Source organism: Aliiroseovarius halocynthiae, assembly GCF_007004645.1.
Classification (GTDB): Bacteria; Pseudomonadota; Alphaproteobacteria; order Rhodobacterales; family Rhodobacteraceae; genus Aliiroseovarius; species Aliiroseovarius halocynthiae.
This window is the reverse complement of sequence record NZ_ML660023.1, coordinates 105695-129668: the sequence shown is the minus strand read 5'-3', so window position 1 is coordinate 129668 and position 23974 is coordinate 105695. Positions and strand designations below refer to the sequence as shown.

The 23974-nt window shown below is 54.9% G+C and carries 20 protein-coding genes; 9 read left to right on the top strand and 11 right to left on the bottom strand.

From position 1 onward, the window contains the following. The first annotated feature begins 59 nt into the window (after nucleotides 1–59). The 5 genes from lptC (at nucleotide 60) to FIL88_RS13005 (ending at nucleotide 3258) form a co-directional block, all read left to right on the top strand. Nucleotides 60–683: an LPS export ABC transporter periplasmic protein LptC gene (gene lptC, locus FIL88_RS13025; protein ID WP_142854312.1), complete on the top strand. Its 624-nt coding sequence runs from the start codon at nucleotides 60–62 to the stop codon at nucleotides 681–683. A 29-nt stretch (nucleotides 684–712) separates the two neighbouring features. Further along, on the top strand, nucleotides 713–1177 hold the full coding sequence (locus FIL88_RS13020; protein WP_142854353.1) for an LptA/OstA family protein: 465 nt from the start codon (nucleotides 713–715) through the stop codon (nucleotides 1175–1177). Further along, entirely contained in the window at nucleotides 1177–1935 is a 759-nt protein-coding gene (gene lptB, locus FIL88_RS13015) for an LPS export ABC transporter ATP-binding protein (protein ID WP_142854311.1), read from the top strand. The genes FIL88_RS13020 and lptB overlap by 1 nt, the downstream gene beginning before the upstream one ends. Nucleotides 1936–2179: 244 nt before the next feature. Further along, the gene (hpf, locus tag FIL88_RS13010) at nucleotides 2180–2758 is read left to right on the top strand and encodes a ribosome hibernation-promoting factor, HPF/YfiA family (protein ID WP_142854310.1); all 579 of its coding nucleotides are present in this window, start codon (nucleotides 2180–2182) and stop codon (nucleotides 2756–2758) included. A gap of 35 nt (nucleotides 2759–2793) precedes the next feature. Beyond that, nucleotides 2794–3258, top strand: coding sequence for a PTS sugar transporter subunit IIA (locus FIL88_RS13005; protein ID WP_142854309.1), 465 nt, complete (start codon nucleotides 2794–2796; stop codon nucleotides 3256–3258). 10 nt (nucleotides 3259–3268) lie between these two features. Here the strand turns inward: FIL88_RS13005 and FIL88_RS13000 are convergent, their stop codons facing one another. The 7 genes from FIL88_RS13000 to cysQ form a co-directional block, all read right to left on the bottom strand. Continuing rightward, the gene (locus FIL88_RS13000) at nucleotides 3269–4684 is read right to left on the bottom strand and encodes a nodulation protein NodH (protein ID WP_142854308.1); all 1416 of its coding nucleotides are present in this window, start codon (nucleotides 4682–4684) and stop codon (nucleotides 3269–3271) included. Nucleotide 4685: 1 nt separating this feature from the next. Further along, nucleotides 4686–6371, bottom strand: coding sequence for a DUF5927 domain-containing protein (locus FIL88_RS12995; protein ID WP_142854307.1), 1686 nt, complete (start codon nucleotides 6369–6371; stop codon nucleotides 4686–4688). Next, complete coding sequence (locus FIL88_RS12990; RefSeq protein ID WP_142854306.1) at nucleotides 6368–7378, bottom strand: glycosyltransferase family 2 protein; 1011 nt, start codon at nucleotides 7376–7378, stop codon at nucleotides 6368–6370. The genes FIL88_RS12995 and FIL88_RS12990 overlap by 4 nt, the downstream gene beginning before the upstream one ends. Before the next feature lie 154 nt (nucleotides 7379–7532). After that, a complete protein-coding gene (locus FIL88_RS12985) occupies nucleotides 7533–8561 on the bottom strand; it encodes a glycosyltransferase family 2 protein (protein ID WP_142854305.1) in 1029 nt (342 codons plus the stop codon). Between the two features lie 6 nt (nucleotides 8562–8567). Next, nucleotides 8568–9461, bottom strand: a complete 894-nt coding sequence (galU, locus tag FIL88_RS12980; RefSeq protein ID WP_142854304.1) for a UTP--glucose-1-phosphate uridylyltransferase GalU — start codon at nucleotides 9459–9461, stop codon at nucleotides 8568–8570. Between the two features lie 215 nt (nucleotides 9462–9676). Then, nucleotides 9677–10480: a 3-deoxy-manno-octulosonate cytidylyltransferase gene (locus FIL88_RS12975; protein ID WP_142854303.1), complete on the bottom strand. Its 804-nt coding sequence runs from the start codon at nucleotides 10478–10480 to the stop codon at nucleotides 9677–9679. Nucleotides 10481–10486: 6 nt separating this feature from the next. Next, nucleotides 10487–11284 carry a 3'(2'),5'-bisphosphate nucleotidase CysQ gene (gene cysQ, locus FIL88_RS12970; RefSeq protein WP_142854302.1) on the bottom strand — a complete coding sequence of 266 codons (798 nt, stop codon included), beginning with the start codon at nucleotides 11282–11284 and terminating at the stop codon, nucleotides 10487–10489. 131 nt (nucleotides 11285–11415) lie between these two features. Here cysQ and FIL88_RS12965 point away from each other — a divergent pair, with 131 nt between their 5' ends. Then, nucleotides 11416–12237 (top strand): ABC transporter permease, encoded by an 822-nt coding sequence (locus FIL88_RS12965; protein WP_142854301.1) that lies wholly within the window; start codon nucleotides 11416–11418, stop codon nucleotides 12235–12237. Between the two features lie 27 nt (nucleotides 12238–12264). Here FIL88_RS12965 and FIL88_RS12960 read toward each other — a convergent pair whose 3' ends face one another. Then, nucleotides 12265–12969, bottom strand: a complete 705-nt coding sequence (locus FIL88_RS12960) for an alpha/beta fold hydrolase (protein ID WP_221931156.1) — start codon at nucleotides 12967–12969, stop codon at nucleotides 12265–12267. 339 nt (nucleotides 12970–13308) lie between these two features. Here FIL88_RS12960 and dnaK point away from each other — a divergent pair, with 339 nt between their 5' ends. The 3 genes from dnaK to radC all read left to right on the top strand — a co-directional run bounded on the left by dnaK (nucleotide 13309) and on the right by radC (nucleotide 17316). Beyond that, nucleotides 13309–15225, top strand: a complete 1917-nt coding sequence (gene dnaK / locus FIL88_RS12955) for a molecular chaperone DnaK (protein WP_142854299.1) — start codon at nucleotides 13309–13311, stop codon at nucleotides 15223–15225. A 65-nt stretch (nucleotides 15226–15290) separates the two neighbouring features. Then, the gene (gene dnaJ / locus FIL88_RS12950; RefSeq protein ID WP_142854298.1) at nucleotides 15291–16433 is read left to right on the top strand and encodes a molecular chaperone DnaJ; all 1143 of its coding nucleotides are present in this window, start codon (nucleotides 15291–15293) and stop codon (nucleotides 16431–16433) included. A 109-nt stretch (nucleotides 16434–16542) separates the two neighbouring features. Next, a complete protein-coding gene (gene radC / locus FIL88_RS12945) occupies nucleotides 16543–17316 on the top strand; it encodes a RadC family protein (protein WP_142854297.1) in 774 nt (257 codons plus the stop codon). Between the two features lie 6 nt (nucleotides 17317–17322). Here radC and FIL88_RS12940 read toward each other — a convergent pair whose 3' ends face one another. From FIL88_RS12940 to secA, 3 genes are all read right to left on the bottom strand, one after another. Continuing rightward, nucleotides 17323–18900, bottom strand: a complete 1578-nt coding sequence (locus tag FIL88_RS12940) for a phosphate ABC transporter substrate-binding/OmpA family protein (protein WP_246066719.1) — start codon at nucleotides 18898–18900, stop codon at nucleotides 17323–17325. 95 nt (nucleotides 18901–18995) lie between these two features. Continuing rightward, nucleotides 18996–20987: an acyltransferase family protein gene (locus tag FIL88_RS12935; RefSeq protein WP_142854296.1), complete on the bottom strand. Its 1992-nt coding sequence runs from the start codon at nucleotides 20985–20987 to the stop codon at nucleotides 18996–18998. A gap of 133 nt (nucleotides 20988–21120) precedes the next feature. After that, nucleotides 21121–23811, bottom strand: coding sequence for a preprotein translocase subunit SecA (gene secA, locus FIL88_RS12930; RefSeq protein ID WP_142854295.1), 2691 nt, complete (start codon nucleotides 23809–23811; stop codon nucleotides 21121–21123). Nucleotides 23812–23974: the final 163 nt, after the last annotated feature.

The window sequence follows — 23974 nt, the reverse complement described above, 5'->3', positions numbered from 1 at the left end:
CGTCTTGGAATCCGGTGTTTCTGCGCTAAATACCAAACAGACCCTATAGAAGGTTTCAAATGTCCGGCACCGGCATCACCTATACGCGTCTTGTGAACTGGCTGAAAATCATTCTGCCAGCCACCGCGCTTGTGCTATTGTCGCTGATGTTTCTGGTGTCAAAATCCATTGATCCGACAACGTCCCTGACCTATGCGCGAATCAATCTGGAAGAGTTGACGGGTGAACAGAAAATTACCCACCCCAAGTTTTCCAGCGTGACCAAGGACGGTGCTGCGATCCAATTTCAAGCCGCCAGTGCCGCACCAGATTCTGGTAATTCAAACCACTTTAAAGCCCTAGACCTTGAGGCCAACATCAGCACTCCTGACGGCGCGCACGTCAATATCATTGCGTCCGCAGCTGAGATCGATGGCACAGACAACCGGGTTAACCTATCCGATGGCGTCACGCTCCATACATCAACCGACTATCGGATTTCGAGCGAGACGCTGACCGCAACGCTGGACAGCACTTATGTTGCAAGCAACGGGCCCGTCGAAGCCACGGGCCCTATGGGAGACCTGTCCGCTGGCGATGTGGTGATTTCCCGCGCAGAAGGTGCGGAAGGTGGGTATGTTCTTGTTTTCAAGGACGGGGTGAAGCTGATATACGATCCGAAAGATAAGGGGATACCCCAGTGATCAAACGCAGTTTTCTTTATTCTATATTGATGGCGATCTGTTTGCCGGTCGCCGCTTTTGCGCAGGCCGACATCGCCTTTGGCGGTCTGAAACATGACAGCAGCCTTCCGATCGAGATCTCGGCCGATCAGCTGTCCGTAGATCAAGCCAGCGGTCAAGCCACCTTCATCGGTAATGTCCTGATTGGTCAGGGCGACATGCGTCTGAGTGCCGGCAAAGTCCAAGTGGAGTATGCGACCGGCGCCGATACTAAGGGCGAGATTTCGCGGCTGCATGCCTCGGACGGTGTTACTCTTGTGAACGGTAGCGAGGCCGCTGAAGCGCGCGAGGCGGTCTATACCATTGAAACCGGTACGGTCATCATGACCGGCGATGTTATCTTGACCCAGGGCCCGAATGCTCTGTCGTCGGACAAGATGACCGTAAACCTGCGCACAGGCACTGGCCAAATGGATGGGCGTGTTAAGTCAATCATCCAAACCGGGGCGAACTAATGGCCGCGCCGAAGCTAACAGTGGAAGAAGGCGACGCCGGGCTGCGCATTATCGGATTGCGTAAAAGTTATCGCAAGAAACCCGTGATCCGCGAAGTGAACCTTGACCTGCATCGGGGCGAGGTTGTCGCCCTTTTGGGGCCTAACGGGTGCGGGAAATCTACGACATTCTACTCGATCGCCGGGCTGGTGACGCCAGAAGCTGGGCAGGTCATCATTGATGGCCGCGACGTGACGCTTCTGCCGATGTATCGCCGCGCGCGTTACGGCATCGGCTATTTGCCGCAGGAAATGTCAATCTTCCGCGGTATGAGCGTCGAAGACAACATTCTGTCGATCCTCGAAATCTCGACCAAGGACCGCCACAAGCGTCGCGAGCGGCTTGAGGAACTGCTGAACGAGTTCTCGATCAGCCACCTGCGCCGCACGCCGGCTTTGGCCCTGTCTGGCGGTGAGCGTCGCCGCTGTGAAATTGCGCGCTTGTTGGCATCGAATCCCAAGTATTTGCTGCTGGATGAACCCTTCGCGGGCGTCGATCCGATTGCTGTCGGCGAAATTCGCACGCTGGTGCATGACCTGAAAAACCGTGGAATCGGCGTATTGATCACAGACCACAATGTACGCGAAACGCTGGAAATCGTGGACCGCGCATATATCCTGCATGATGGTCACGTTCTGATGAGCGGCACCACCGATGAAGTCGTGAAAGACGAGAATGTGCGCCGCGTCTATCTGGGTCAAAATTTCTCGATCAACTGACGAAAACGTCACCCCCTCGCTTGACAATCACCTCCGACTCGTCGCCAAATGAGGGTGATGCATGAACACGCAACCTTTCGTTCGTGCCGCGCCCGATCCGGGCCGTCACAGTTGATCGCCCCTGACCTGATTGGGCGGACGGCTTCTTACAAGAATAAAACACCCCCATCTTTTCAAACGATTTTCTCGTCTTGCGCCCCCGTGGCGTAGGGTTTCAATTCCTACAACGACCAAAGGAGATAGGATGCAATATCAAATCAGTGGCAAGCAGATCGACATTGGCGAAGCCCTTCAGGTTCATGTGAAAGAGGAACTTGGCGGCATTGTCCAAAAGTATGCAGAGCGCCCCACCAATGCGCAGATCATTTTCTCGAAAAGTGCGCATGAATATGTCTGCGAAACCATTGTACACCTGTCCACTGGACTGACCGCTCAGGCCAAGGGAAATGCTACAGAAATCTATGCGGCATTCGACCAATGTGCGGAAAAAATGGAGAAGCAACTACGCCGTTACAAGCGTCGGTTGAAGGACCATCACCGCGACCGTGTAGATCCGGTTGAAGTTTTCGGCGGATCCTCTTATATCCTCGCCAACGAAGAAGGCCAGGACGAGGCAGCGGACGCAACGCTCCAACCCATGATCATCGCCGAAATGGAAACGCGCATCCCGTCGCTTTCCGTTGGCGAAGCCGTCATGCAGATGGAGCTGGCCCACGCACCCGTTCTTGTTTTCAAGAATGAGAAAACTCAGGGCATGAATGTCGTCTACCGTCGTGAAGATGGAAATGTCGGCTGGATTGATCCCGTAAACAACGAAGCGTAGGGCCCCCGCCATGGCGGGCGGAAAACTGGTCAAAAATGGAACTAGCGAACATTTTGTCGCCATCCGCTGTTAAAGTCATTTCGACGGTGTCGTCCAAGAAGCGCCTATTTCAGGACTTGGGCGACATCGCCTTTGATTGCTACGGCATCAACTCGGAAGATGCTTTCGCCGCCCTGTCCGAGCGTGAAACACTTGGCCCGACCGGTGTCGGACGTGGTGTGGCTTTGCCACATGCGCGCCTGACCGGCGTAACCGAGGTCACCGGATGCTTTGTCCGCGTAGAGAACCCCTTTGATTTTGACGCCGTCGATCGCCAGCCGGTTGACCTGATCTTTGCGTTATTCGCGCCCGAAGGTTCGGGCGTGGATCACTTGAAAGCTCTGGCTCTGGTATCTCGCTCGATGCGCGATGCGTCGATCTGTGCGAAGCTTCGGGCCAACACGGACACCGCTGCGCTGCATGCGCTTTTGACGGATAGCCTGTCGAATAAAGCCGCGTAAGAGTAACGCCTTAGGATTTTCCCCAAGGCCAGAACCCAAGCATCATATAGTCCCGCTGATAGGCCGCTTTTACTGCCGCTTCGACATCTGCGTCATAAATTTGGCTCAGTGTGAATGGTGCATCCTCTTCCTGCGCGGGCAATCCGGGTGAGGACATACTAACCTCGTGTGCCAATGACAGAAGCCCATCCTCTATTTGTTCCTCACGCAAAATACGGTCGGGAAGTTGGAACTCTCCAAACCCTTTCATCACAGCGGATTGGGTAGCCCAAGCGGCATCGACGCGAATGCTGGTTTGACCCGCCAGATTGCGGCGAATGAAATCTGCAAAGCCCAGAAACGCCTTGCGATGCGCACCCACATCCCAATCGGCATCCGGCAGGCGTTTGGGAAGCGAGATGTCATAGTGATCGCGCAACGCTGCTGCGATGTTCCAATATGTTTCTGGCCCACCTTGCAAGAAGTGCGTGCAGAACACGGAATGCAGGCGCGCAACCGGGTGACGCACCACGGTAAAGGTCCGATGCCCTTTATTGCGGTTCTTCCACTGTCGCAACGTCTTTTGTGTAAAATCCGAGGTCAGCTCTCCGAAGCCTTGCAACCAACCCTGAACGCGCTCAGTCGGCCCACCTTTAATAGGTAGAAAAATTAAGGGAGCATTTTCAGCCGTCACATAGGTCGGCACCGCAGGCGGGCGCGCCGGTTCGAAATTCGGCACCTTGCCAAGATCGAAAAGATCAATGGTTTGAACGGTTTCGACCAACTCGTCCATATTACGCACCTTGTCGGCGATGGTCTCTGGATTCTGCTTTTTAAACTTGCCTGAGAAACTAGTAATCTCGTGCTCAGCACCCAAAAACTTGCCCAACCCATTCACACACGCGATGTCCTGCGTGTCTTCATAATCGATATAGAATGCCGTCTGGCCGGTTCTCTGAAGCCGGTTTTTGATCTTCAACTGAAACGCTTTGTAGGCATAGAAGAACTCGGTGAATTCATGCGGGTCAAAGCGGACGCGAAATTTTTTGGCGTCTTTGTCGCTTGTCAGCGCCCATTGCTGCGTGGCCCAAGCGATACGGCGGCTGACATAGCTTTCGACCTGATTGCGGGTCAGAACCACTTTGGCACAGCGTGGATCATCAATCACATGCTCATAGATGCGCATATCGTGGTCGTGAAAGAAGCGAAACCCGGGAGTTCCATCCGTGTTTTCCTTCATACGTTCAAGCAGCTGCACTGGATCTTCGTCGCGCTGCTGAACCGTCACGCCGAACAGATCTTTCAGCTCGGGTTTGACCATGAAATACGGATTGAACGCTTCGCCATAGCATTTAAGGCCATCAAACTGATCCAGATTGCTTTCCAGAAAGTTGGATCCCGTGCGCATCTCGGCAAAGATGATAAAGCTGTCAAATCGGTTGTTCATGTCACTTTGGTACCAAATAGGGCGTCGCGCGCTGAGGCGAGAAATCGGTTGGGAAATCACCAACGAGATGTGGATGCATCCCCTGATTTTTCAGGTTTTGCAAGAAATCTCCGAACCCACCAAGATGTACCATCTCGGGTGGGCTGGTCAGCTGGGGGCGATCACGAGGGGCAAGCTGGTCCACAACTTCTTGCAGAGGCTGCAAAGGGTTCAGAACGAACTCGGACAAGGTTTGGATCCTGATACGTGCGCGGGCATGATCGGATCGCAGCACACGCAAGTGTTCGCATTCGATCTTTTGAAGGCGTGCGGCTTCGCGACGAATTTCTGCGAACGCGCCCTTAGACAGAAACAAAGGCACTGCCCAGGCACCGGTAATCACATGGATCCGCGCATTGTCATCCCGGGCAATGTTCCAGGTGATGTCCTGCGTGTCAGCCGGGCCAAACTGAAAACACTGACGTTCGCCCTGCGTGTTCCAAATCAAATTGGTCAAGAACGCACTGGTGTCATAATCGCGCAGCGCCGCTGACGAAGGCAGCGCACCAAAATACTCGGTCTCGCCGCCTTCGAAATGGGCGCGATCAGTGGCAAACAGATGCCCATGTACCCGCGTCCTACTGAAATCGGCCAGCCAAGGCTCAAAATTCCGAAACAACTCGGTATAGCCCTCAAGAACCACATAGGGTTCAGCCGTAACGCGGCTGCCCCATCGTTGATGTGGAAAGCGGCTTTGCATCAGCAACCCAGAACGCCCTTTAGTGCGGCGAAGAGTGGCCTTCGAGAAGATGCGATCAATCTTGCCCGGGTTTGGCTCAGCCTCCGCGCTAAGGCTGGGGCTTGCGGATAGAAAGCTATTAAAGAGCCGATCAGCTTGCGGCCAAATCTTGCGGGCCACAAAGCAGTCGGATCGGCGCAAAAGCTGCATGTGATCATCATAGAACACATGTGGCTTGCCCTGAAAATCAAACTTTGACAGGGTCAGCGAGCGACTTTCGATTTTTTGCGAATGCTGACGGGATAGGGTCTGATAATAGCTTTCGTCAGGGATCCAAACCTTACTGAAATAGGCGTCATTCACCACGCGCCGTGGATCGGTCAGAATAGCCGACAGTGTGTGCCGTGTCAGGCACCACCACTGACTGCCCAGATGGGGCGTCACGCCCAATGGAATACGCCTGCGATAGCCAAGACGTCGCTGTAAACCTACTGCCCAGTCAAACAGCCGGCGGTGACGTCTCCACGAAAATGGGAACCGCAAGGTGAACCGTTCCTCATTCAGCCCACCGATCGCCCAAGGCACATCTTCGGTGGTAACGCTTTCGATAAAATCCGTCGTGGGTCGATCACTGAGATAGGCAGTCATTTCTGCAATCGGGCGCAATGGCAAACAGCTGCCCGAGGCGAGAAGCACGTGCTGTACTTCTGGAAAGCAGTCGAGCATCATTTCCGAGGCGGCTTGACTAGCCTCGACCAGTGACCACGTCCCCCATTCGCAGTGCCTGCGGTCGCAAAACAGAATGTTTTTGTAATCGGAAACGCTGTCTACAAACCGGGAGTAGCTGTCCTGATCGACATTCTGATCGACATGAAGCACCACGGGGCAGCCGTGGTCCGCCCAATGCCGCGCCAGCTGCGTCGCACGGTGCAGCGCCTCGTGGACAATCATGACAACACCTAGACTCATGCCCAATTTCCCTTGGACATGAGGCCTAGGTGCTCGATCTGGCGCCAACCGTTATATTCTTCACTCCACTTGCTCCAAAGTACCGGGTCATCCGCCAAACGCGCGCTATAGGCACGGTATTCGTGGCTATTGGCATAGTGCTGACGGCGCTCGAGTTCTTCACGGGATTTTTCCTGAAACGTGTCCAGAAACTTGGTGTGCAACAAACAACCCGAGGCCTTTTCGCCTCCGCTTTCGTCATACACAAGGTTCAGACCACGCGGCAAAAGCATGTGGGTCGAGCTGATATAGGCGTAAGAGCGATGCCATTTGACCAGCGGGATCTTGTTTAGTGCAGGCGCACTTTTGGGGCTGTCATCAAAAAACACCCGCGCCCTTGCTCCACCCTGAATCCACAGGTTTCGAAACCGTGTATTTTTGCGGATCATATAGTTTCCGCTGTCGAACCAACGTGCGATCTCTAGCGGGTTTTGGCCAGACTGATAGGTCTCTTCCCCGATCTGACCCGATGGATACATGTCCAGAAGCATCGCCCCAAAACTGCGTATCTGGCTGGCATCCAGCCAGTCGGTCAGTGCGCGCAAGGGGCGCGCATCACAGAACGGGTAAATGAACAGCTCGTCCGTATCGACCGCCAGACACCAATGCCCGTGGCCGTATTTGCGCTGTAACCAGTTCAGCCAGTCCACGCCATATTTCGCACGTTTATAGCTGGCTTGCGTAGTCCAGAGCGATACATCCTCTTGCTGTTCGAGATACTCGCGCGAGCCGTCATCCGATCCGTTATCCACAATAACAAAGTGGTTCACGCCCAGATCACGATAATACTTCAAGAAAAAGGGCAATCGAACCAGCTCGTTACGCAATGTCGAGAAGATCAGGATATCTGATGGGTCGATCAGCGCGGTCCGATTTTGAACACAGGTCAGCTCGCGCCGTTTTCGAAACGCGCGGACATGATGGCGCTTACGCTTAAGCCTTAGGCGATATGAAGTCCAAGCGCCCAAGTCACCTCCTGTATGTGTCCCTTGCAACAGAAAGTGCGCGCATCACCTGCCCACTTCAAGCTAAAGTTGATCGCACCCTGTTATTGTTTGTATATACAGTATCTTAAACTTCCACCAGACACAGCGTAGATCACTTCATTGTGGGCGACGGACCTCAGCTCCACCCCCCGGCTGAGAGCAACCCAAGAGCCACCAGTTGTTGCCACCCCTCGAAACGTACTGCATGCGGGTGCCACAGGTCCGGTGCATCGCCAATCGCATCATAGTATGCGTCAAACTGATCTGATTGACCGAAATGCTGCTGTCTGTGCTTTTCCTCTTCCGAACGTTCGATCACGTCAGGCAGAAACTTGGTGTGCAGCAACACGCCGGACAGTTGATCGGTGCCCGAGACAACAGGAGGTCCGCCCCATTCGAGGTTTAGACGTGGCGGCAAAATAGAATGGGTCGAGTTCGTGTAAGCATAGCGTCGCGACCATTTGACCAAAGGCAATTTGTTCAAAGTCGGTCCGCGTGTCGGATTATCTGGGAAGAACACACGTTCACGCGCACCGCCTTGCAGCCACAAGTTCTGCATTGGCGCTTGCCTGACCGCCCGAAACGGACCTTCGTCGAACCAAGGAAGCGCATCGATTGGGTTCGCTTCAGCCTGCCCGGTATCCAGCGGACCTTTGGGATAGAGATCCAGCATCAACGCGCCCAGTGCCTGCGCACCAATAGTCTCTAACTGCCTTGTTAGAGACTTAATATCGCGTTTGTCATGACACGGATATATCAGAATTTCGTCCACATCCACGGTCAGACACCAATGCCCATGGCCATAACGAAACTGCAGCCATGTCAGCCAATCAACGCCAAAGCGCGACGCTTTATAGCTGGCATCGGTGCTCCAAAGCGAGACATCAGGCTGATCCGCCAGAAACGCGGCGCCGTCATCCGTGCAGGCATTGGCGACCATCAGGAAATGATCGACGCCCAGCGCGCGATAGTGAGATAGGAAATGGGGCAGGCGCTGCATCTCGTTGCGCAACACCACGAAGGCCAAGACTTGTCCCGGCTGAATATCACCTGTCCGATTGATGACGGACGTCAACTGATGGCGGGATCGTATGGACCGAAACAACAGACGACGGCGTTTCAGGCGCATCCGATAGACGGCCCACAGACCGGATACGCCCGCCATTCAGGACTACTCAGCCGCTTTGTTCTGGGCGATCAAATCGTGCAGATAGCCGGTAAATTCGTCGCGCAGCTCTTCTCGGGCCATGCCGAACGCCACAGTGGCTTGCAAAAAGCCCGCCTTTGACCCGCAATCAAAGCGCTGACCACGGAAGCGATAACCAAACACGTCACGTCCCTGCGCCAGCTCTTCCGCGATCGCATCAGTCAGTTGAATCTCACCGCCAGCACCGGTTTTCGTCTGGTTCAGGGTGCTCAAAACGTCCGGGGTCAGGATGTAGCGACCAATTACCGCAAGATTAGATGGCGCTTTGTCCACCGCTGGCTTTTCAACCATCCCTGAGGTCAACACCAGATCACCCATATCCTTTTTCACATCCAGCACCCCGTAAGAGCTTGCTTTCTCGGGCGGAACTTCCATCGCGGCGACCATGCAGCCGCCAGTGTCTTCATAGGCTTCCACCATCTGCTGCAAACACGGCTTATCGGCTGCAATGACGTCATCGGGCAGGATGACGGCAAAGGGTTCATCCGCGATCAAACGGCGGGCGCACCAGACTGCATGCCCCAAACCCAACGCTTTATGCTGACGCATATAGGCAATCGCACCAGATTCCATATTGGTATCTTGCAAAACCTCAAGAAGCTCGTCTTTGCCCTTCTTGCGCAGCTCTTGTTCAAGCACGGGCGAGTTGTCGAAATAGTCCTCAAGCGCGCCTTTTCCGCGCGAGGTGACGAAGATGAATTCCTTGATCCCGGCAGCACGTGCTTCGTCAATCGCGTATTGGATCAGCGGTCGGTCGACCAACGTCATGATCTCTTTAGGGATTGATTTCGTTGCGGGAAGAAAACGCGTTCCAAGCCCAGCCACAGGGAAGATCGCCTTGGTAACTTTACGATTCATTAAATTCACCTTTGTACATATCGCCGCAGTACCCTCATATCATTGTCGTCTGCTTAATACAGGCGTGCATCGCACTAGGGCTGCGCTGATTTCATTCAATCTGTAATTTATAAATTCTAAAACATCATGGTCTTTTTTAGTCATACTAGAGCAATCGGCAAGATTTCACGACTTTTTTCAGCACGTGTATTAGGCGCTCCGAGACGTAACCAAGGCTATTCGATCTCAAGCTCTTGCAAGATCGCTTCGATCTTCGGAGTGTCTTCGGGATTATTCACTTCCCAGAATTGGCGAGATCGGGCCTCCACTTCAACACAAAGGACAGGCTTGTCACGTTCCAAGAACCGAAGCTGCTCAAGCCCTTCCAGTTGCTCAAGTGGACCGGCAGGCCATAGTGGATAGGCCGCCAAAGCCGACGGACGATAAGCATAGACACCTACGTGGTGAAAGACCGGTGTCTGATCTTGGTCCGACCAACCGTTTCCTTGCGTATAGGGGATCACCTCTTTCGAAAAATAGAGCGCCTTTCCTTCGGCCCCAAACACCGCCGTAGTTGCCCCGACACGCCCGGCTTTGCGGTCTTCAAGGAAGCCGTTCAACGCCCGCCCGTCACAGCGCAAGACAGGGGTCGCCACCTCAGCAGTCGGGTGGACCTTCAGGGCGGACACAAGCTCTTCCACGAACCAGGGTGGCGTAAGGGGCGCATCACCTTGCAGGTTAATAATGATGTCAAAGTCACTGCCCAACGCGGTCAGGACTTCAGCGCAGCGCTCGGTCCCGTTTTCACAGCTGTCTGAGGTCATCACAACCTCGGCTCCGAAGCCTTCAGCCTCGACGCGGATGCGATCATCATCCGTCGCGACAACCACACGCTCAACACCACGCACAGCCTGCGCGGCCTCCCAACTGCGGTGGATTAGGGTCTTATTTTGACCCGTCGCCCCCTTGAGCGGCGCAAGCGCCTTACCCGGATACCGGGTCGAGGCATAACGCGCCGGGATGACAATCAGCGTCGCCATGCCGGGTCAGGCCTCTTTCAGTCCGACACCCGGCGCATAGGCGATGAAGAACGGGTTCTCATAGATCGGCTTGCCATAGGTCAGTGGGGTGTGATCGTCGAAACGTACCACGTCACCGCCTGCACCTTTCAGAACGGCATGACCCGCAGCGGTATCCCATTCCATCGTGCGGCCAACGCGGGGATAGAGATCTGCTTCGCCCGTGGCGACCAGACAGAACTTCAACGAGCTGCCCGCCGATTTGCTGTCTTTGACGTTGTATTTATTGATGTAATCCTCGGTCGCTTGGTCGCGGTGCGATTTCGAGGCCACGATGAACAATGCATCATTGTCAGGCGTCGACACATTGATTGGCGACAAAGTCCCCACGGTGTCTTTTGCAAATGGGCTTTGCTCTTCCACGCTTTCGCCATCCGCACGGGTAAAGAACATACGGCCCTTGGCAGGGGCATAAACCACGCCGCGTACTGGGGTGCCGTCTTTGACATAGGCGATGTTCACAGTGAAGTCGCCGCGACGGTGAATGAACTCTTTCGTACCGTCCAGAGGGTCGACAATCAGGAATTCTCTGGCCTGTTCACTGTGGCTGTCGGCTTGTTCTTCCGTGACCAAAAGCACATCCGGGAAGGCAGCACGCAGACCGGCAGAAATCAGCGCATCCGCTGCTTCGTCTGCTGCGGTGACAGGGCTGTCATCCGACTTGGCACGCACATCGAAATCGTCCGAGTTGTAGATCTCCATAATCACGTCCCCAGCTTCAAGTGCCAGAGTGCGCATGACGGTTTCCAGACGATCAAAATCCAAGACAGTGCTCCTTAAATATGGCCCAATCCGGCCTTGTTGATAACATTTTGCCCGCCCCTTATGATCAACCGGTAAAGGATCAGCAAGAATTCCCTGTTAAAACCCACAGTATCGCCGCTTAAGGGTACGCAATGTTCGAGGCAAAAAAGAAACAAACGCAGCTGTCTGTAACATTGTCGATGTTCGCGGTCATCTTCCACATGACTGCACACAGCATTCGCAGCAAGCACACAAATGCATTTGCAGCCATCGCGATAAACATGATTCAGGTCGTGATGATGGTTGCCGTGTTCTTTGTAATGTTCGAACTGCTTGGATTGCGCGGGGCAGCATTGCGGGGTGATTTTTTGCTGTATATCATGTCCGGGATTTTCATCTTCATCACGAATGTCAAAGCGATGGGCTCAGTTGCGGGATCATCAGGGCCATCCCATCCAATGATGCAGCACGCACCTATGAACACTTTTGTTGCAATGGTTTCAGCCGCATTGGGATCGCTATACATTCAAGTTCTTTGCATCATGCTTATCCTAATCATCTATCACACTGCCTTCACACCGATTGAGATTTACAGGCCCATTCAGGCGTTTATGATGATCCTTCTGGCTTGGTTCAACGGTGCGGCCATTGGCCTGGTTTTTCTGGCACTAAAGCCGTGGTTTCCGCAGCTCACAGGCATCTCGCAAACGATTTATATGCGCGTAAATATGTTTGCGTCGGGCAAGATGTTCGTCGCCAACTCGGCCCCTTTTTATCTTATCGCGATGGTCAGCTGGAACCCCTTGTTCCACATTGTTGATCAGACACGAGGGTTCACTTTCATCAACTACAATCCACACTATACAAACTGGATGTATCCGCTGGTCTTTTCGTTCGTAATCATGCTGATCGGCTTCATGGGCGAAAACTACTCGCGCAAGCACGTATCCGCCAGCTGGGCCGCTCGCCAGTGACACCTAAGGTCACCGTCGGAACGCCTCTCAGTTGGATGCGTTTGAATTTGAACAGCGCTCGACGGAACCGCAGAATGCAACGATCTGCGCACCTGCGTCAGACGCATTCGCTTGCAAAAGGAAGTGGGGGCCATCCACATCGCTAAGTTGGCTGCCATTTGCGGCAAAATCGCCAGACATCTTTGCAGGGATTAGTCGATCATGCGTGGCGCGCAGATACGACATTGGCGCAGAAGACATGCGCAGTTCCGAAGTCACATCAACATTGAGAACTTCTGCCAAGCGCCGGGAAAGCGTCTTGGCTGGAATAATAGCCATCGCCTGCGCGAAGCGTTTGGCAAACTCGACATCAGACCACTTCCCCATGAGGGCTGGTTGCACAAGGCGTGCCAGAAACAGAGACCTTACCGGCACAATTCGCAACAGATAGGTCAAACAGGAAGGGACACGACGTGGACTGCGCGCGAAAGTCGCGACGAAGACAGTTCCAAGATGATTGGGCAGGTTTTTCGCGCGGATCATTGCCGCTAGGGGGCCCGAGAACGACTCAGCCACGAGGACGAAATTGCCGTCTGGCAGTGACCGCATGACCCACTGCTGCAGCTCGTCATATGTGGCCATATCCGTTGGATAGGACAAAGCCGTGACCGGATAATGTGATGCAAGAAGATCACGTATTTCAACCAGCAAACTGCCTGTGCCATCCAGCCCCGGAAGAAGAACAATATTCATCCTCAAGCCCTAGCATTCCCGCATTACGAAGTCAGCCATACGCGCAGCATTTCCGAGGCATCCCGAAAGTTGCTTGGACCCGTCTACCGCTAGGCAAACTAGCGCCGAAATTCGGGCATCCGTGCGTGGCAAACCCGCTTCAGTCCAGCAAAACCTCAAGTTATCTCTGAATTTTGCGTCAATAGGGGCACGCGACCGCTTGCAGGCCCCATTTTGCCTACTTATATACGCCGAGACGCCGGAGATGGATTAACCCTGAACCGGTAAAAATCTGGGATCTGGGGCCGATGCTTTGCAAGGTCGGCTCCCGCAACATCGCCTTAAGAGAGGATTTTGAGCATGGCCAAAGTCATCGGTATCGACCTCGGCACCACGAACTCGTGTGTTGCCATCATGGACGGCTCGCAGCCGCGAGTTATTGAAAACGCAGAAGGTGCACGTACCACGCCTTCGATCGTCGCCTTCAAAGATGAAGAGCGTCTGGTAGGCCAGCCCGCCAAACGTCAGGCTGTCACCAACCCCGACAACACCGTCTTCGCCGTGAAGCGTCTGATCGGACGTAACATGAACGATCCGGCTGTCGAAAAAGACAAGAAGCTGGTTCCGTACGCTATCGTAGATGGCGGCAATGGCGACGCATGGGTTGAAGCTGCTGGCGAAAAGTATTCGCCCTCGCAAATCTCGGCCTTCATTCTGGGCAAGATGAAAGAAACGGCAGAAAGCTATCTGGGTGAAGACGTCACTCAGGCCGTGATCACCGTGCCTGCATATTTCAACGACGCTCAGCGTCAGGCCACCAAAGACGCCGGCAAGATCGCTGGTCTGGAAGTGCTGCGTATCATCAACGAACCGACTGCAGCTGCTTTGGCCTATGGTCTGGACAAAGAAGAAACCCAAACCATCGCGGTTTATGACCTTGGTGGTGGTACCTTCGACGTAACCATCCTGGAAATCGACGACGGCCTATTCGAAGTGAAATCGACCAACGGCGACACGTTCCTTGGTGGTGAAGACTTCGACATGCGCATCGTCCAGTATCTGGTCGACACATTCAAAAAAGAAAACCAGGTCGATCTGTCGAAAGACAAGATGGCCTTGCAGCGTCTGAAAGAAGCCGCTGAGAAAGCCAAGATCGAACTGTCGAGCGCATCGCAGACCGAAATCAACCAGCCCTTCATCTCGATGGGTGCTGATGGTGCACCGCTGCACATGGTCATGAAGCTGACTCGCGCCAAGCTGGAAAGCCTTGTGTCGGACCTGATCAAACGTTCGATCAAGCCGTGCCAAGCTGCGTTAAAAGACGCTGGTCTGTCGACTGGCGACATTGACGAAGTGGTTCTGGTTGGCGGTATGACCCGCATGCCGAAAGTGATCGAAGAGGTCACCAAGTTCTTCGGCAAGGAACCCCACAAGGGTGTGAACCCGGACGAAGTGGTTGCCATGGGTGCTGCCATTCAGGCCGGCGTTCTGCAGGGCGACGTGAAAGACGTTGTTCTTCTGGACGTGACCCCGCTGTCGCTGGGTATCGAAACGCTGGGCGGTGTTTTCACCCGCCTGATCGACCGCAACACGACGATCCCGACTAAGAAATCGCAGATTTTCTCGACCGCGGAAGACAACCAGAACGCCGTGACCCTGCGCGTGTTCCAAGGTGAGCGTGAAATGGCTGCGGACAACAAGATTCTGGGCCAGTTTAACCTGGAAGACATCCCGCCCGCACCGCGCGGCCTGCCTCAGATCGAGGTGACCTTCGACATCGACGCCAACGGCATCGTTGAAGTGGGCGCCAAGGACAAAGGCACCGGCAAAGAGCAGAAAATCACCATCCAAGCTTCGGGCGGTCTGTCGGATGACGACATCGAAGCAATGGTGAAAGACGCTGAAGCCAATGCCGAGGCCGATAAGGACCGCAAGGAACTTGTCGAAGCCCGCAACCAGGCGGAAAGCCTGATCCACTCGACCGAGAAGTCGATGGAAGAGCATGCTGACAAGGTCGACCCGACCACGATCGAAGCCATCGAGCTGGCAATTGCTGCTCTGAAAGACGACCTCGAGAAAGAGGACGCCTCGGCTGACAAGATCAAGGGCGGCGTTCAAAACGTGACCGAAGCGGCCATGAAGCTGGGCGAAGCGATCTATAAGTCGCAGCAGGAAGAAGCTGCCGGCGAAGCCCCGGAAGAGGCAGACGGCCCCTCGGCCGTAGACGATGACATCGTCGATGCCGATTTCGAAGACCTCGACGACAGCAAACGCTAAGTCGCTTAGGTTAAAGGGCGGGGCTGCAATGCGGCCCTGCCTCCCTCCCAAGTGGAGACGACCCCATGGCAAAACGTGACTATTACGACGTTCTTGGCGCTGATAAGGGCGCTTCGGCAGACGAGCTGAAGAAAGCCTATCGCAAGAAAGCCAAAGAGCTGCACCCAGACCGCAATTCGGACAACCCAAACGCCGAGGCACAGTTCAAAGAAGTGAACGAAGCCTATGACGTCTTGAAGGACGCCGAAAAGAAAGCGGCCTATGACCGCTTTGGCCATGCCGCCTTTGAGGGTGGTATGGGTGGACGCCCCGGTGGCGGACATCCGGGCCAAGGTGATTTCGCCAGCGCGTTCTCGGACGTGTTTGACGATCTGTTCGGCGACTTTATGGGCGGCGGACGTGGCGGTGGCCGCGCACGTGCCCAACGCGGATCTGATCTGCGTTATAACTTGCGCGTCACGCTGGAAGAGGCATTCTCGGGCCTGCAAAAGACCATCAACGTACCGACCTCGGTCGCTTGTGAAGAATGCCACGGCACGGGCTCGGAAAGCGGTGCGGAACCCACTGTGTGCCCAACCTGTCAAGGCATGGGTAAAGTGCGTGCGCAGCAAGGTTTCTTTACTGTCGAACGCGCCTGTCCGACCTGTCAGGGCACGGGTCAGATGATCCAGAACCCCTGTAAATCCTGCCACGGTGCAGGACGCACGGAAAAGGAACGGTCGCTGGCTGTGAACATCCCTGCTGGTGTTGAAACCGGCACGCGGATTCGTCTAGCCGGCGAAGGCGAAGCAGGCATGCGCGGCGGACCGTCGGGCGATCTGTACATCTTCATCGAAGTGACAGATCACGCCATCTTCGACCGTGAAGGCACGCATTTGCATTGCCGCGTTCCGGTATCGATGAGCGCCGCTGCCCTTGGTGGCGATATCGAGGTACCGACCATCGATGGTGGCCGTTCGCGCGTGAAGATCCCGGCAGGCAGCCAATCTGGCCGTCAGATGCGTCTGCGCTCGAAGGGTATGCCCGGTCTGCGTGGTGGACCCAACGGCGACATGTACATCGAGCTGGCAGTTGAAACGCCGGTCAACCTGACCTCGCAACAGAAAGATCTGCTGCGCGAGTTCGAGAAACTGTCGGAAGAAAATAACCCCGAAAGCTCGAATTTCTTTACCAAAGTCAGAAGCTTTTGGGACAGCATGAAAGGCTAAACTGCCTTTCAGCAAGCCTTGCGCCCCGGTGTTGTGAAGACGCCGGGGCGTTTTCTTTTTCAGGCAGGCGTTAACCTTTCATTCACCAGTTCTGGGGCAGTCTGAGCCCATGACCGAACACAGTGAATTCCAATTCGCCGAAATGCCGCAAAGCCTGTTCGATACGGACGAAGCGCCTGCGGTTCCGATTGAAGTGACACCGGGCAAGCTTCCCTCGTATATCAAGGATCATCGGCAACGGCTGCGCGCGCGGTTCAATGAGGGTGGGGCGCAAGCCATGCCGGATTACGAACTGTTGGAGCTTTTGCTGTTCCGATCCATCCCGCGACGCGATGTGAAACCCATCGCACGCGAATTGCTGGACACGTTTGGCGACTTTAACCGCGTGGTCACCGCGCCCGCAGATCGGCTGCGTTCAGTGTCTGGAATTGGCGATACCGTCATCACCGACCTAAAGATTATCGAAGCTGCAGCCCACCGCATGGCACGGTCCAAGGTAATCCAACGGCATGTGATTTCCAGCTGGGACGCGGTTCTGGACTATTGCCACACCACAATGGCGCATCGCGATACGGAACAGTTCCGCGTGCTGTTTCTGGACCGTAAAAACGTGCTGATCGCGGACGAGGAACAGGCGAAAGGCACCGTGGATCACGTGCCGGTTTACCCGCGTGAAGTGGTAAAGCGTGCGTTGGAGCTGAATGCCTCGGCATTGATTTTGGTGCATAATCACCCGTCTGGCGATCCAACCCCGTCTGAGAGCGACATACAGATGACGGCACAAGTACATGACGCAGCAAAGGCGCTGGGAATTGCGCTGCACGATCATCTAATTATCGGAAAATCGACGGAACTGAGCTTTCGGTCCGAAGGGTATCTCTAGAAACCTTCAGTTAACCCAAATTTCGACCCGGCGGTTCACACTGCGACCCCAAGCGCTGTCATCACACGCCATCGGCATGGCTTCGCCAAAGGCGTCAATCAGCATCTGAACACGCGCAGGATCGAACGCTTCCAGCTGCGCCAGAACCTGGTCACGCACGGCGCGTGCGCGGCGTTCTGACAGATTTCTGTTTTGCTCGGCTGCGCCTTGCCCGTCGGAAAAACCAATGAATGACAGTTGCTTACCGTCAAAGCGACCGCTTTCCAATGCTTCAGCCAGCAGGGCGACGTTCGACCGCGACGGTGCATCCAAAAGGGTTGAACCCCCTTCAAATCGAAAGCTGATCGACAGCCGCTCGTGCCCGTTCAAGGTACGAACCATCCGCTGCAATTCTTCCAGTGTGACCTCTTCACCAGCGGTGGAAACGGCGTTGGCCATCCGATCCCCTTGTGCGCGTATTGATTGGCGGGTCAGAGCTTGATCCACAAACCCCGCACGGCGCGTCACGAACTGTGCGCTGTCAGTGCGCAGATAGGACAGAAATTCGCGCCCAACCTGCGGCAGTCGGCGCTCGGGCAGATACAGGAACATCGGCATGGTCAGTGGATAATCTTCCGACTTAATAGACGCGCGCGACGCATGAACCGAAAATCCGCAACCTCCCGAAAGCTCGACCACTTCACCGCTGCCGCGCTGCGTATAGGTGGTCATCGCGATGCCAAATGGGTCGCGGGCGATGGCGTCCGCAAGCGTGCGGCTGGTGGGGTGGATCACCACGCGGTCAGACAGCGTGGCACCCTGCGCCGCGATCACATCCTGCATGAAAACCGGACCGAACCCTTCTTCGATATCCATCATATAGGGCGTAATCGGAGCGTCTTCGCCCCCAAGTTCGGACCAATTCTGGATTTTCCCCGCATAAATCGCGGCCAACTGAGAAATCGAAATCTTGGTAACAGGATTGCCCGGCGACACAATCGGCACCAGCGCATCCAAAGCGGCAACCCGGCTTTGACGCGCGATCCGAAGATCGCCCAAGCCCGCATCACGGGCCAAACTGCGTTCGCGCGTGGTTGCCTGCCGCATCGACAGAACCATATCGGCCTGCTGGCTAAGAAGATCTGCAAACCCTTCGGAACTGGTGGTCAGCTTGATGGTAAACCGCGCGACCTCTTGCCCAGTTCCGCCTTCCAAAAGCGAATAGAGCGTTCCAACGCCCTGAATTTCCTCGCGTTTTAACGCATACCCTTTGCGCAGCGCGAAACCTTCTACCAAAGCAGGAAACAGAACCGCCCCCATATTATGTGCACCCGAGATTGTCAGCTCTGCGACAAAGGGCCCAAGACTGGGGCAACCCGGACCATCACAACTTACACCCGAGCTGTCGATGGTCAAAATGCCGAACTCGGTATCCACACGGTAGAACTCGCCATCAAAGGTCAGAAGATAGCCTGTCAGCTCGATCGTTCCGTCGCGCGACGTTAAGGTAACGTCCTGTGCTTGGGCCGCAGAACCTGCAATCAGGACCGAAGCAATCGCCACACGAAACAGGCGCAATAGGGTATTCGAAACAGTACGAGTCACAAGATGACCATAGGGCTTTCTACGTCCAGCGCCAGAGCTTGCGGTTGCCGTCCGGATATTTCACAGCTGGCGTGGTTATTCCGTCAGCGTCGACCCTATCGCGTGGGCAAAGAACCCACTGCTTCGACAATGTCTGGCGCAATCAGTTCTGCGCCCGCAGGGCTGAGGTGGTCGTCATCCAAATAGAATATCTGATCACCATCCGCATGCAAACATCGCGCTATCTCGCTGTCACAAAACCGCCGGTGAATTGGTGCAACCGTGATGTTGTCCGACCACGCCGCAAGCATCGAAAACTCTGCCATCAGCACTTTCGTCCGCTCGACATAGGCGGAATAGGGCGTGGTTAGTGTCTGTTCTTCACCGCCATGATAGTACATCCTTTTCGCGATCAGCTCAGGCACATTCCAGCCCGCTTCGGGAATCGGAGCGAGCAGAACAAGGTTGAATTGCGCCGAAAGGGCCTCGATTTTTACCCTAATCATATCAACATTCCGACGCCATGGATTGTCCGGATCAGTATTCAGATCACGAATATCCATGCGGATCCCGTGTTCTACTCCGCCCTCGCCATTATCGAACCGAGTGCCCTGCAGATAAGCCGGGAAGCGGCCAGCCAGTATCAAAGTGTCGATGCCCGACTCGCCAGCATAGGCCAGCATCGCATCAACAAATTCGGCACATTTATGCGTGGTTGGTTTGTGCACGCGGCGGGTCGTGGGCAGGGGGATGCAACCACCGTAGGAGCCAACATAGACATTCCGCCCGCTGGCCTTCAGAGCGGAAACGGTCGCTCCCGCAATCGCCGCGACATGGCTGTCACCCAGAAGCATAACGGTGCTGTTCGCACCCGGTGTTGTGAAAAGGCAGCCTGGTTTTGGGACCAACAGAGACGTTGCCTCGTCGAAATGGCAGCTTCGATCAATCTGATCTGTGTTCAACTTCAATACCGCAAGGGCTTGGGGTGAAAACCGGTCAGGAAACCCCTTGTTTAGATGCCCCCACACACCAATCCCAGCAGTCAAAACCAGCCCAAAGATGCTGGCTGCAAAGACACCAGTCTGCGATGTCAAACGTGTTTGTAGCCCGGCGCGGAAGGGTTTTTCGACAAAGCGCCAGCTAAATGCGGCCAAGATCAGCGACAGCGCAGCCAATCCCAACATCAGGGCCAAACTTGGCTCGGTCAGGCTGCGAATGCGGGCGAAGGCGAACAGGGGTTGATGCCACAGGTAGGCGCTGTAGCTGATCAACCCGACCGCAACCAGCGGCTTGGCGGACAGCAACGCAGCCACCTGCGTGCCCTGACCGCCAAACAGGATGATAAGCACCACTCCGACCACGGGCAGCAATGTATAGAGACTGGGAAATGGCGTAGTACTGTCAAACAGGAAGATCGCCAACGCAATAGCAATCAGACCCAATGTGGCTGCAACATCATTGCCAGATAGGAGGCGTCGATGCAGGGCGAAGCTGCAAAGTGATCCGGCCAACAACTCCCACACGCGGGCAGGCGCCAGAAAGAAATTCGCGGCTGGGTGGCCGCGCCACCCCCATTCAGCGAGCCCAAGGCTGATCAGCGCGATCAGTGTCAGGATCCAAATCACCGTACGACGGCCCAATTTCCCCAACACGAGCAGCAGCACCGGGAAGACAACATAGAACTGCTCTTCAATCGCAAGGCTCCATGTATGAAGCAGAGGCTTCAGGTCGGCACCGGCCTCGAAATACCCGCTTTCCAGCCAGAATAGAAAGTTTGACGAGAACAGGCTGACTGCCACAAGGCTTTGAGAATAATCGCGTAATTGCGCGGGAAGCATCCATAAGATGGCGAAGGGAACTGTACAAATCACCACAAAGAACAGCGCGGGCAGGATGCGGCGTGCGCGGCGTTCATAGAATTTCAGAAGGCTAAAGCGTCCCAGTTCGATGTCGTCGATCAGGATCGAGGTGATCAGATATCCGCTAATGACAAAAAAAACGTCGACACCGACAAAGCCGCCTTCAAACAGGCCAAACCCGGCATGAAAGAAGATTACCGGAAGAACTGCGATCGCGCGCAATCCATCGATCTCGGGCCGATAAACCATAAACAAACAAAGTCCTGCCAAATACCACTTAACGATAGGCCAGCTATCGGCAGTCCTGCAAGAGATTGTTGTCACACGGTATCGCGCCGCCGAAGCGACGCGATTAGTTTAGTGTAGTTTAGTTTAGTTTAGTTTAGGCCAGCTTGCCGTGGCAGTGCTTGAATTTCTTACCAGAACCACAAGGGCAGGGATCGTTGCGCGACGGGTTACCCCATGTACTGGGATCGTTTTCATCAAATCCCTCGATTGCGTTTTCACTAGCTTCTGAAGTGCCTGATTCTGTTGCTGCTTGTGCTACGGCCTGTTGCTGCCGGACCATCTGCTCCATCATGGCTTGTTGCTCTTCCTCGGTCATCGGACGGATCTGAGACAGCTTCTGTGTCACATCGGACCGCAACCCATCCAGAAGACTTTCAAACAGCTGGAATGCCTCGGTTTTGTATTCGTTCAGCGGGTCACGCTGCGCATAGCCACGGAAGCCCACGACCGAACGCAGATGGTCCAGCGTTAGCAGATGTTCGCGCCATTTGGCGTCGATTGTCTGCAAAATCAGCTGCTTCTCAATCGAGCGCATGGTCTCGGGTCCGAAATCAGCCGCCTTTTTGGCCATGAACGCATCTGACGCATCATACAGACGCTCGCGGATGGAATCGTCATCCACACCTTCTTCGGCAGCCCAGTCAACAACTGGTTCTTCAAAGCCAAGATGCTCGATCACGGCAGCCTGAAGCCCATGGGTATCCCATTGATCAGCATAGGATTTCGGCGGCATATACTGATCGACCAGATCGTCGATCACTTGATGGCGCATGTCACCCGCAATCTCGGAGAGGTCTTCGGCTTCCATGATTTCCAGACGCTGAGCAAAGATCGCTTTACGCTGATCGTTCATCACGTCATCGAATTTCAGAAGCTGCTTACGCATATCGAAGTTGCGGCCTTCGACCTTGGCCTGAGCGCGTTCCAGCGACTTGTTCACCCACGGGTGAACGATGGCTTCGCCCTCTTCCATTCCCAATGTCGACAGCACTTTTTCCAGCCGTTCCGAGCCAAAAATACGCATAAGATCGTCATCCAGTGACAGGAAGAAGGCCGAGCGACCCGGGTCACCCTGACGGCCCGAGCGACCGCGTAGCTGGTTGTCGATCCGGCGGCTTTCGTGACGTTCAGTTGCCAGAACGAACAGGCCACCGGCATCTTTCACCGCTTGTTCATCGGCCTTGTGAGCTTCTTCAATCTGGGCACGTAGTGCCTCGTGGTCGCCATCAGGATTGGCCGCAATGGCTTCCATCACCTTGAATTCAACGTTACCACCCAGCTTAATATCTGTCCCACGACCAGCCATGTTGGTCGCAATGGTCACTGCACCCAGCTTGCCCGCGTCTGCGACAATCTGCGCTTCACGCTCGTGCTGACGCGCGTTCAGAACATCATGCTTGATCCCCGCATTTGTCAGAAGTTGCGACAGCTCTTCCGATTTCTCGATCGAGGTGGTGCCGACCAGAACAGGTTGCCCCTTTTCATTCGCCCCACGGATTTCTTTGACGATGGCGTCGAATTTCTCACGCTCGGTGCGATAGACAGCATCATGTTCGTCAATCCGTGCGATCGGGCGGTTGGTGGGCACTTCGACCACGCCAAGGCCGTAAATCTCGGCAAACTCTTCGGCTTCGGTCAGTGCAGTGCCGGTCATGCCACCAAGAGTGCCATAGAGGCGGAAATAGTTCTGGAACGTGACTGAGGCCAGCGTGACGTTTTCTGGCTGAGTCTTGCAGCCTTCCTTGGCTTCAATCGCCTGATGCAGACCGTCCGACAAGCGTCGGCCCGTCATCATACGACCCGTGAATTCGTCGATCAGGATCACTTCACCGTCGCGAACCAGATAATCTTTGTCACGGGCGAACAGCTTGTGGGCGCGTAGACCCTGGTTCACATGGTGAACAATCGTCGTGCTTTCCGGGTCATAGAGCGACTGGCCTTCTGGCAACAGGCCGCGGGCATGCAGGATCTCTTCCAAGAACTCGTTGCCTTCCTCTGTGAAGGTGGCGTTCTTGTCCTTTTCGTTGATATTATAGTGTTCTTCCGTCAGTTCGGGGATCAGCGCGTCGATAGTCGTATACAGTTCAGTACGATCGTCCGACGGTCCCGAGATGACCAATGGTGTCCTTGCTTCATCAATCAGGATCGAGTCCACCTCGTCCACAATCGCGAAGTTTTGGCCACGTTGGAACATATCCTTAAGCTCGGATTTCATATTGTCGCGTAGGTAATCAAAGCCAAGTTCGTTATTGGTGGAATAGGTGACGTCACAGGCATAGGCAGCGCGCTTTTCGTCATCCGCCTGATGTGGATAGACAACACCGGTTGTCATGCCCAAAGCACCATAAACTTTGCTCATCCACTCGGAATCGCGTTTGGCCAGATAGTCGTTCACGGTAACGATATGCACGCCCTTTCCAGTCAGCGCATGTAGATAGGCGGGGAAGGTCGCCACAAGGGTTTTGCCCTCGCCGGTTTTCATTTCTGCGATGTTACCTTGATGCAGAAAGATCCCGCCCATCAGCTGTGTATCAAAGGCCCTAAGACCAAGCGCACGTTTGGCGGCTTCGCGACAGTTGGCAAAGGCTTCCGGCAGGATCGCATCCAGCTTCTCGCCATCGGCCACGCGTCGCTTCAACTCTTCGGTCTTGGCGACGATGCCATCGTCCGACAGGGTGGCAAATTCGTCCTCAAGCGCGTTGATCTTTTCGACAATGGGTCGCGTGACCTTGATCTTGCGATCATTCGGTGTGCCAAAGACTTTGCGCGCGATTTTTCCAAGCATGTTTTTGTGCCTCAATGCGGTTTAACGCTGGTTTGACCAGAGGAAACTTGCCCGTCCCGATCCAGCCACCTATCTAGGTGCTCAAGAACCCACGCTCTCAAGCCCTTAGCGATGTAAGCGTCGGGTGGAAAACTGTCAATGTTGCCGGGGGATCCGGCCTGTT

Coding starts and splice junctions, on each gene's coding strand:
- dnaK (WP_142854299.1), top strand. CDS start 13,309: ATGGCCAAAGTCATCGGTATCGACCTCGGCACCACGAACTCGTGTGTT.
- lptC (WP_142854312.1), top strand. CDS start 60: ATGTCCGGCACCGGCATCACCTATACGCGTCTTGTGAACTGGCTGAAA.
- secA (WP_142854295.1), bottom strand. CDS start 23,811: ATGCTTGGAAAAATCGCGCGCAAAGTCTTTGGCACACCGAATGATCGC.
- FIL88_RS12995 (WP_142854307.1), bottom strand. CDS start 6,371: ATGAGTCTAGGTGTTGTCATGATTGTCCACGAGGCGCTGCACCGTGCG.
- FIL88_RS13020 (WP_142854353.1), top strand. CDS start 713: ATGGCGATCTGTTTGCCGGTCGCCGCTTTTGCGCAGGCCGACATCGCC.
- dnaJ (WP_142854298.1), top strand. CDS start 15,291: ATGGCAAAACGTGACTATTACGACGTTCTTGGCGCTGATAAGGGCGCT.
- radC (WP_142854297.1), top strand. CDS start 16,543: ATGACCGAACACAGTGAATTCCAATTCGCCGAAATGCCGCAAAGCCTG.
- lptB (WP_142854311.1), top strand. CDS start 1,177: ATGGCCGCGCCGAAGCTAACAGTGGAAGAAGGCGACGCCGGGCTGCGC.
- FIL88_RS13000 (WP_142854308.1), bottom strand. CDS start 4,684: ATGAACAACCGATTTGACAGCTTTATCATCTTTGCCGAGATGCGCACG.
- FIL88_RS12965 (WP_142854301.1), top strand. CDS start 11,416: ATGTTCGAGGCAAAAAAGAAACAAACGCAGCTGTCTGTAACATTGTCG.
- hpf (WP_142854310.1), top strand. CDS start 2,180: ATGCAATATCAAATCAGTGGCAAGCAGATCGACATTGGCGAAGCCCTT.
- FIL88_RS12960 (WP_221931156.1), bottom strand. CDS start 12,969: ATGAATATTGTTCTTCTTCCGGGGCTGGATGGCACAGGCAGTTTGCTG.
- FIL88_RS12935 (WP_142854296.1), bottom strand. CDS start 20,987: ATGGTTTATCGGCCCGAGATCGATGGATTGCGCGCGATCGCAGTTCTT.
- FIL88_RS12975 (WP_142854303.1), bottom strand. CDS start 10,480: ATGGCGACGCTGATTGTCATCCCGGCGCGTTATGCCTCGACCCGGTAT.
- galU (WP_142854304.1), bottom strand. CDS start 9,461: ATGAATCGTAAAGTTACCAAGGCGATCTTCCCTGTGGCTGGGCTTGGA.
- FIL88_RS12985 (WP_142854305.1), bottom strand. CDS start 8,561: ATGGCGGGCGTATCCGGTCTGTGGGCCGTCTATCGGATGCGCCTGAAA.
- FIL88_RS13005 (WP_142854309.1), top strand. CDS start 2,794: ATGGAACTAGCGAACATTTTGTCGCCATCCGCTGTTAAAGTCATTTCG.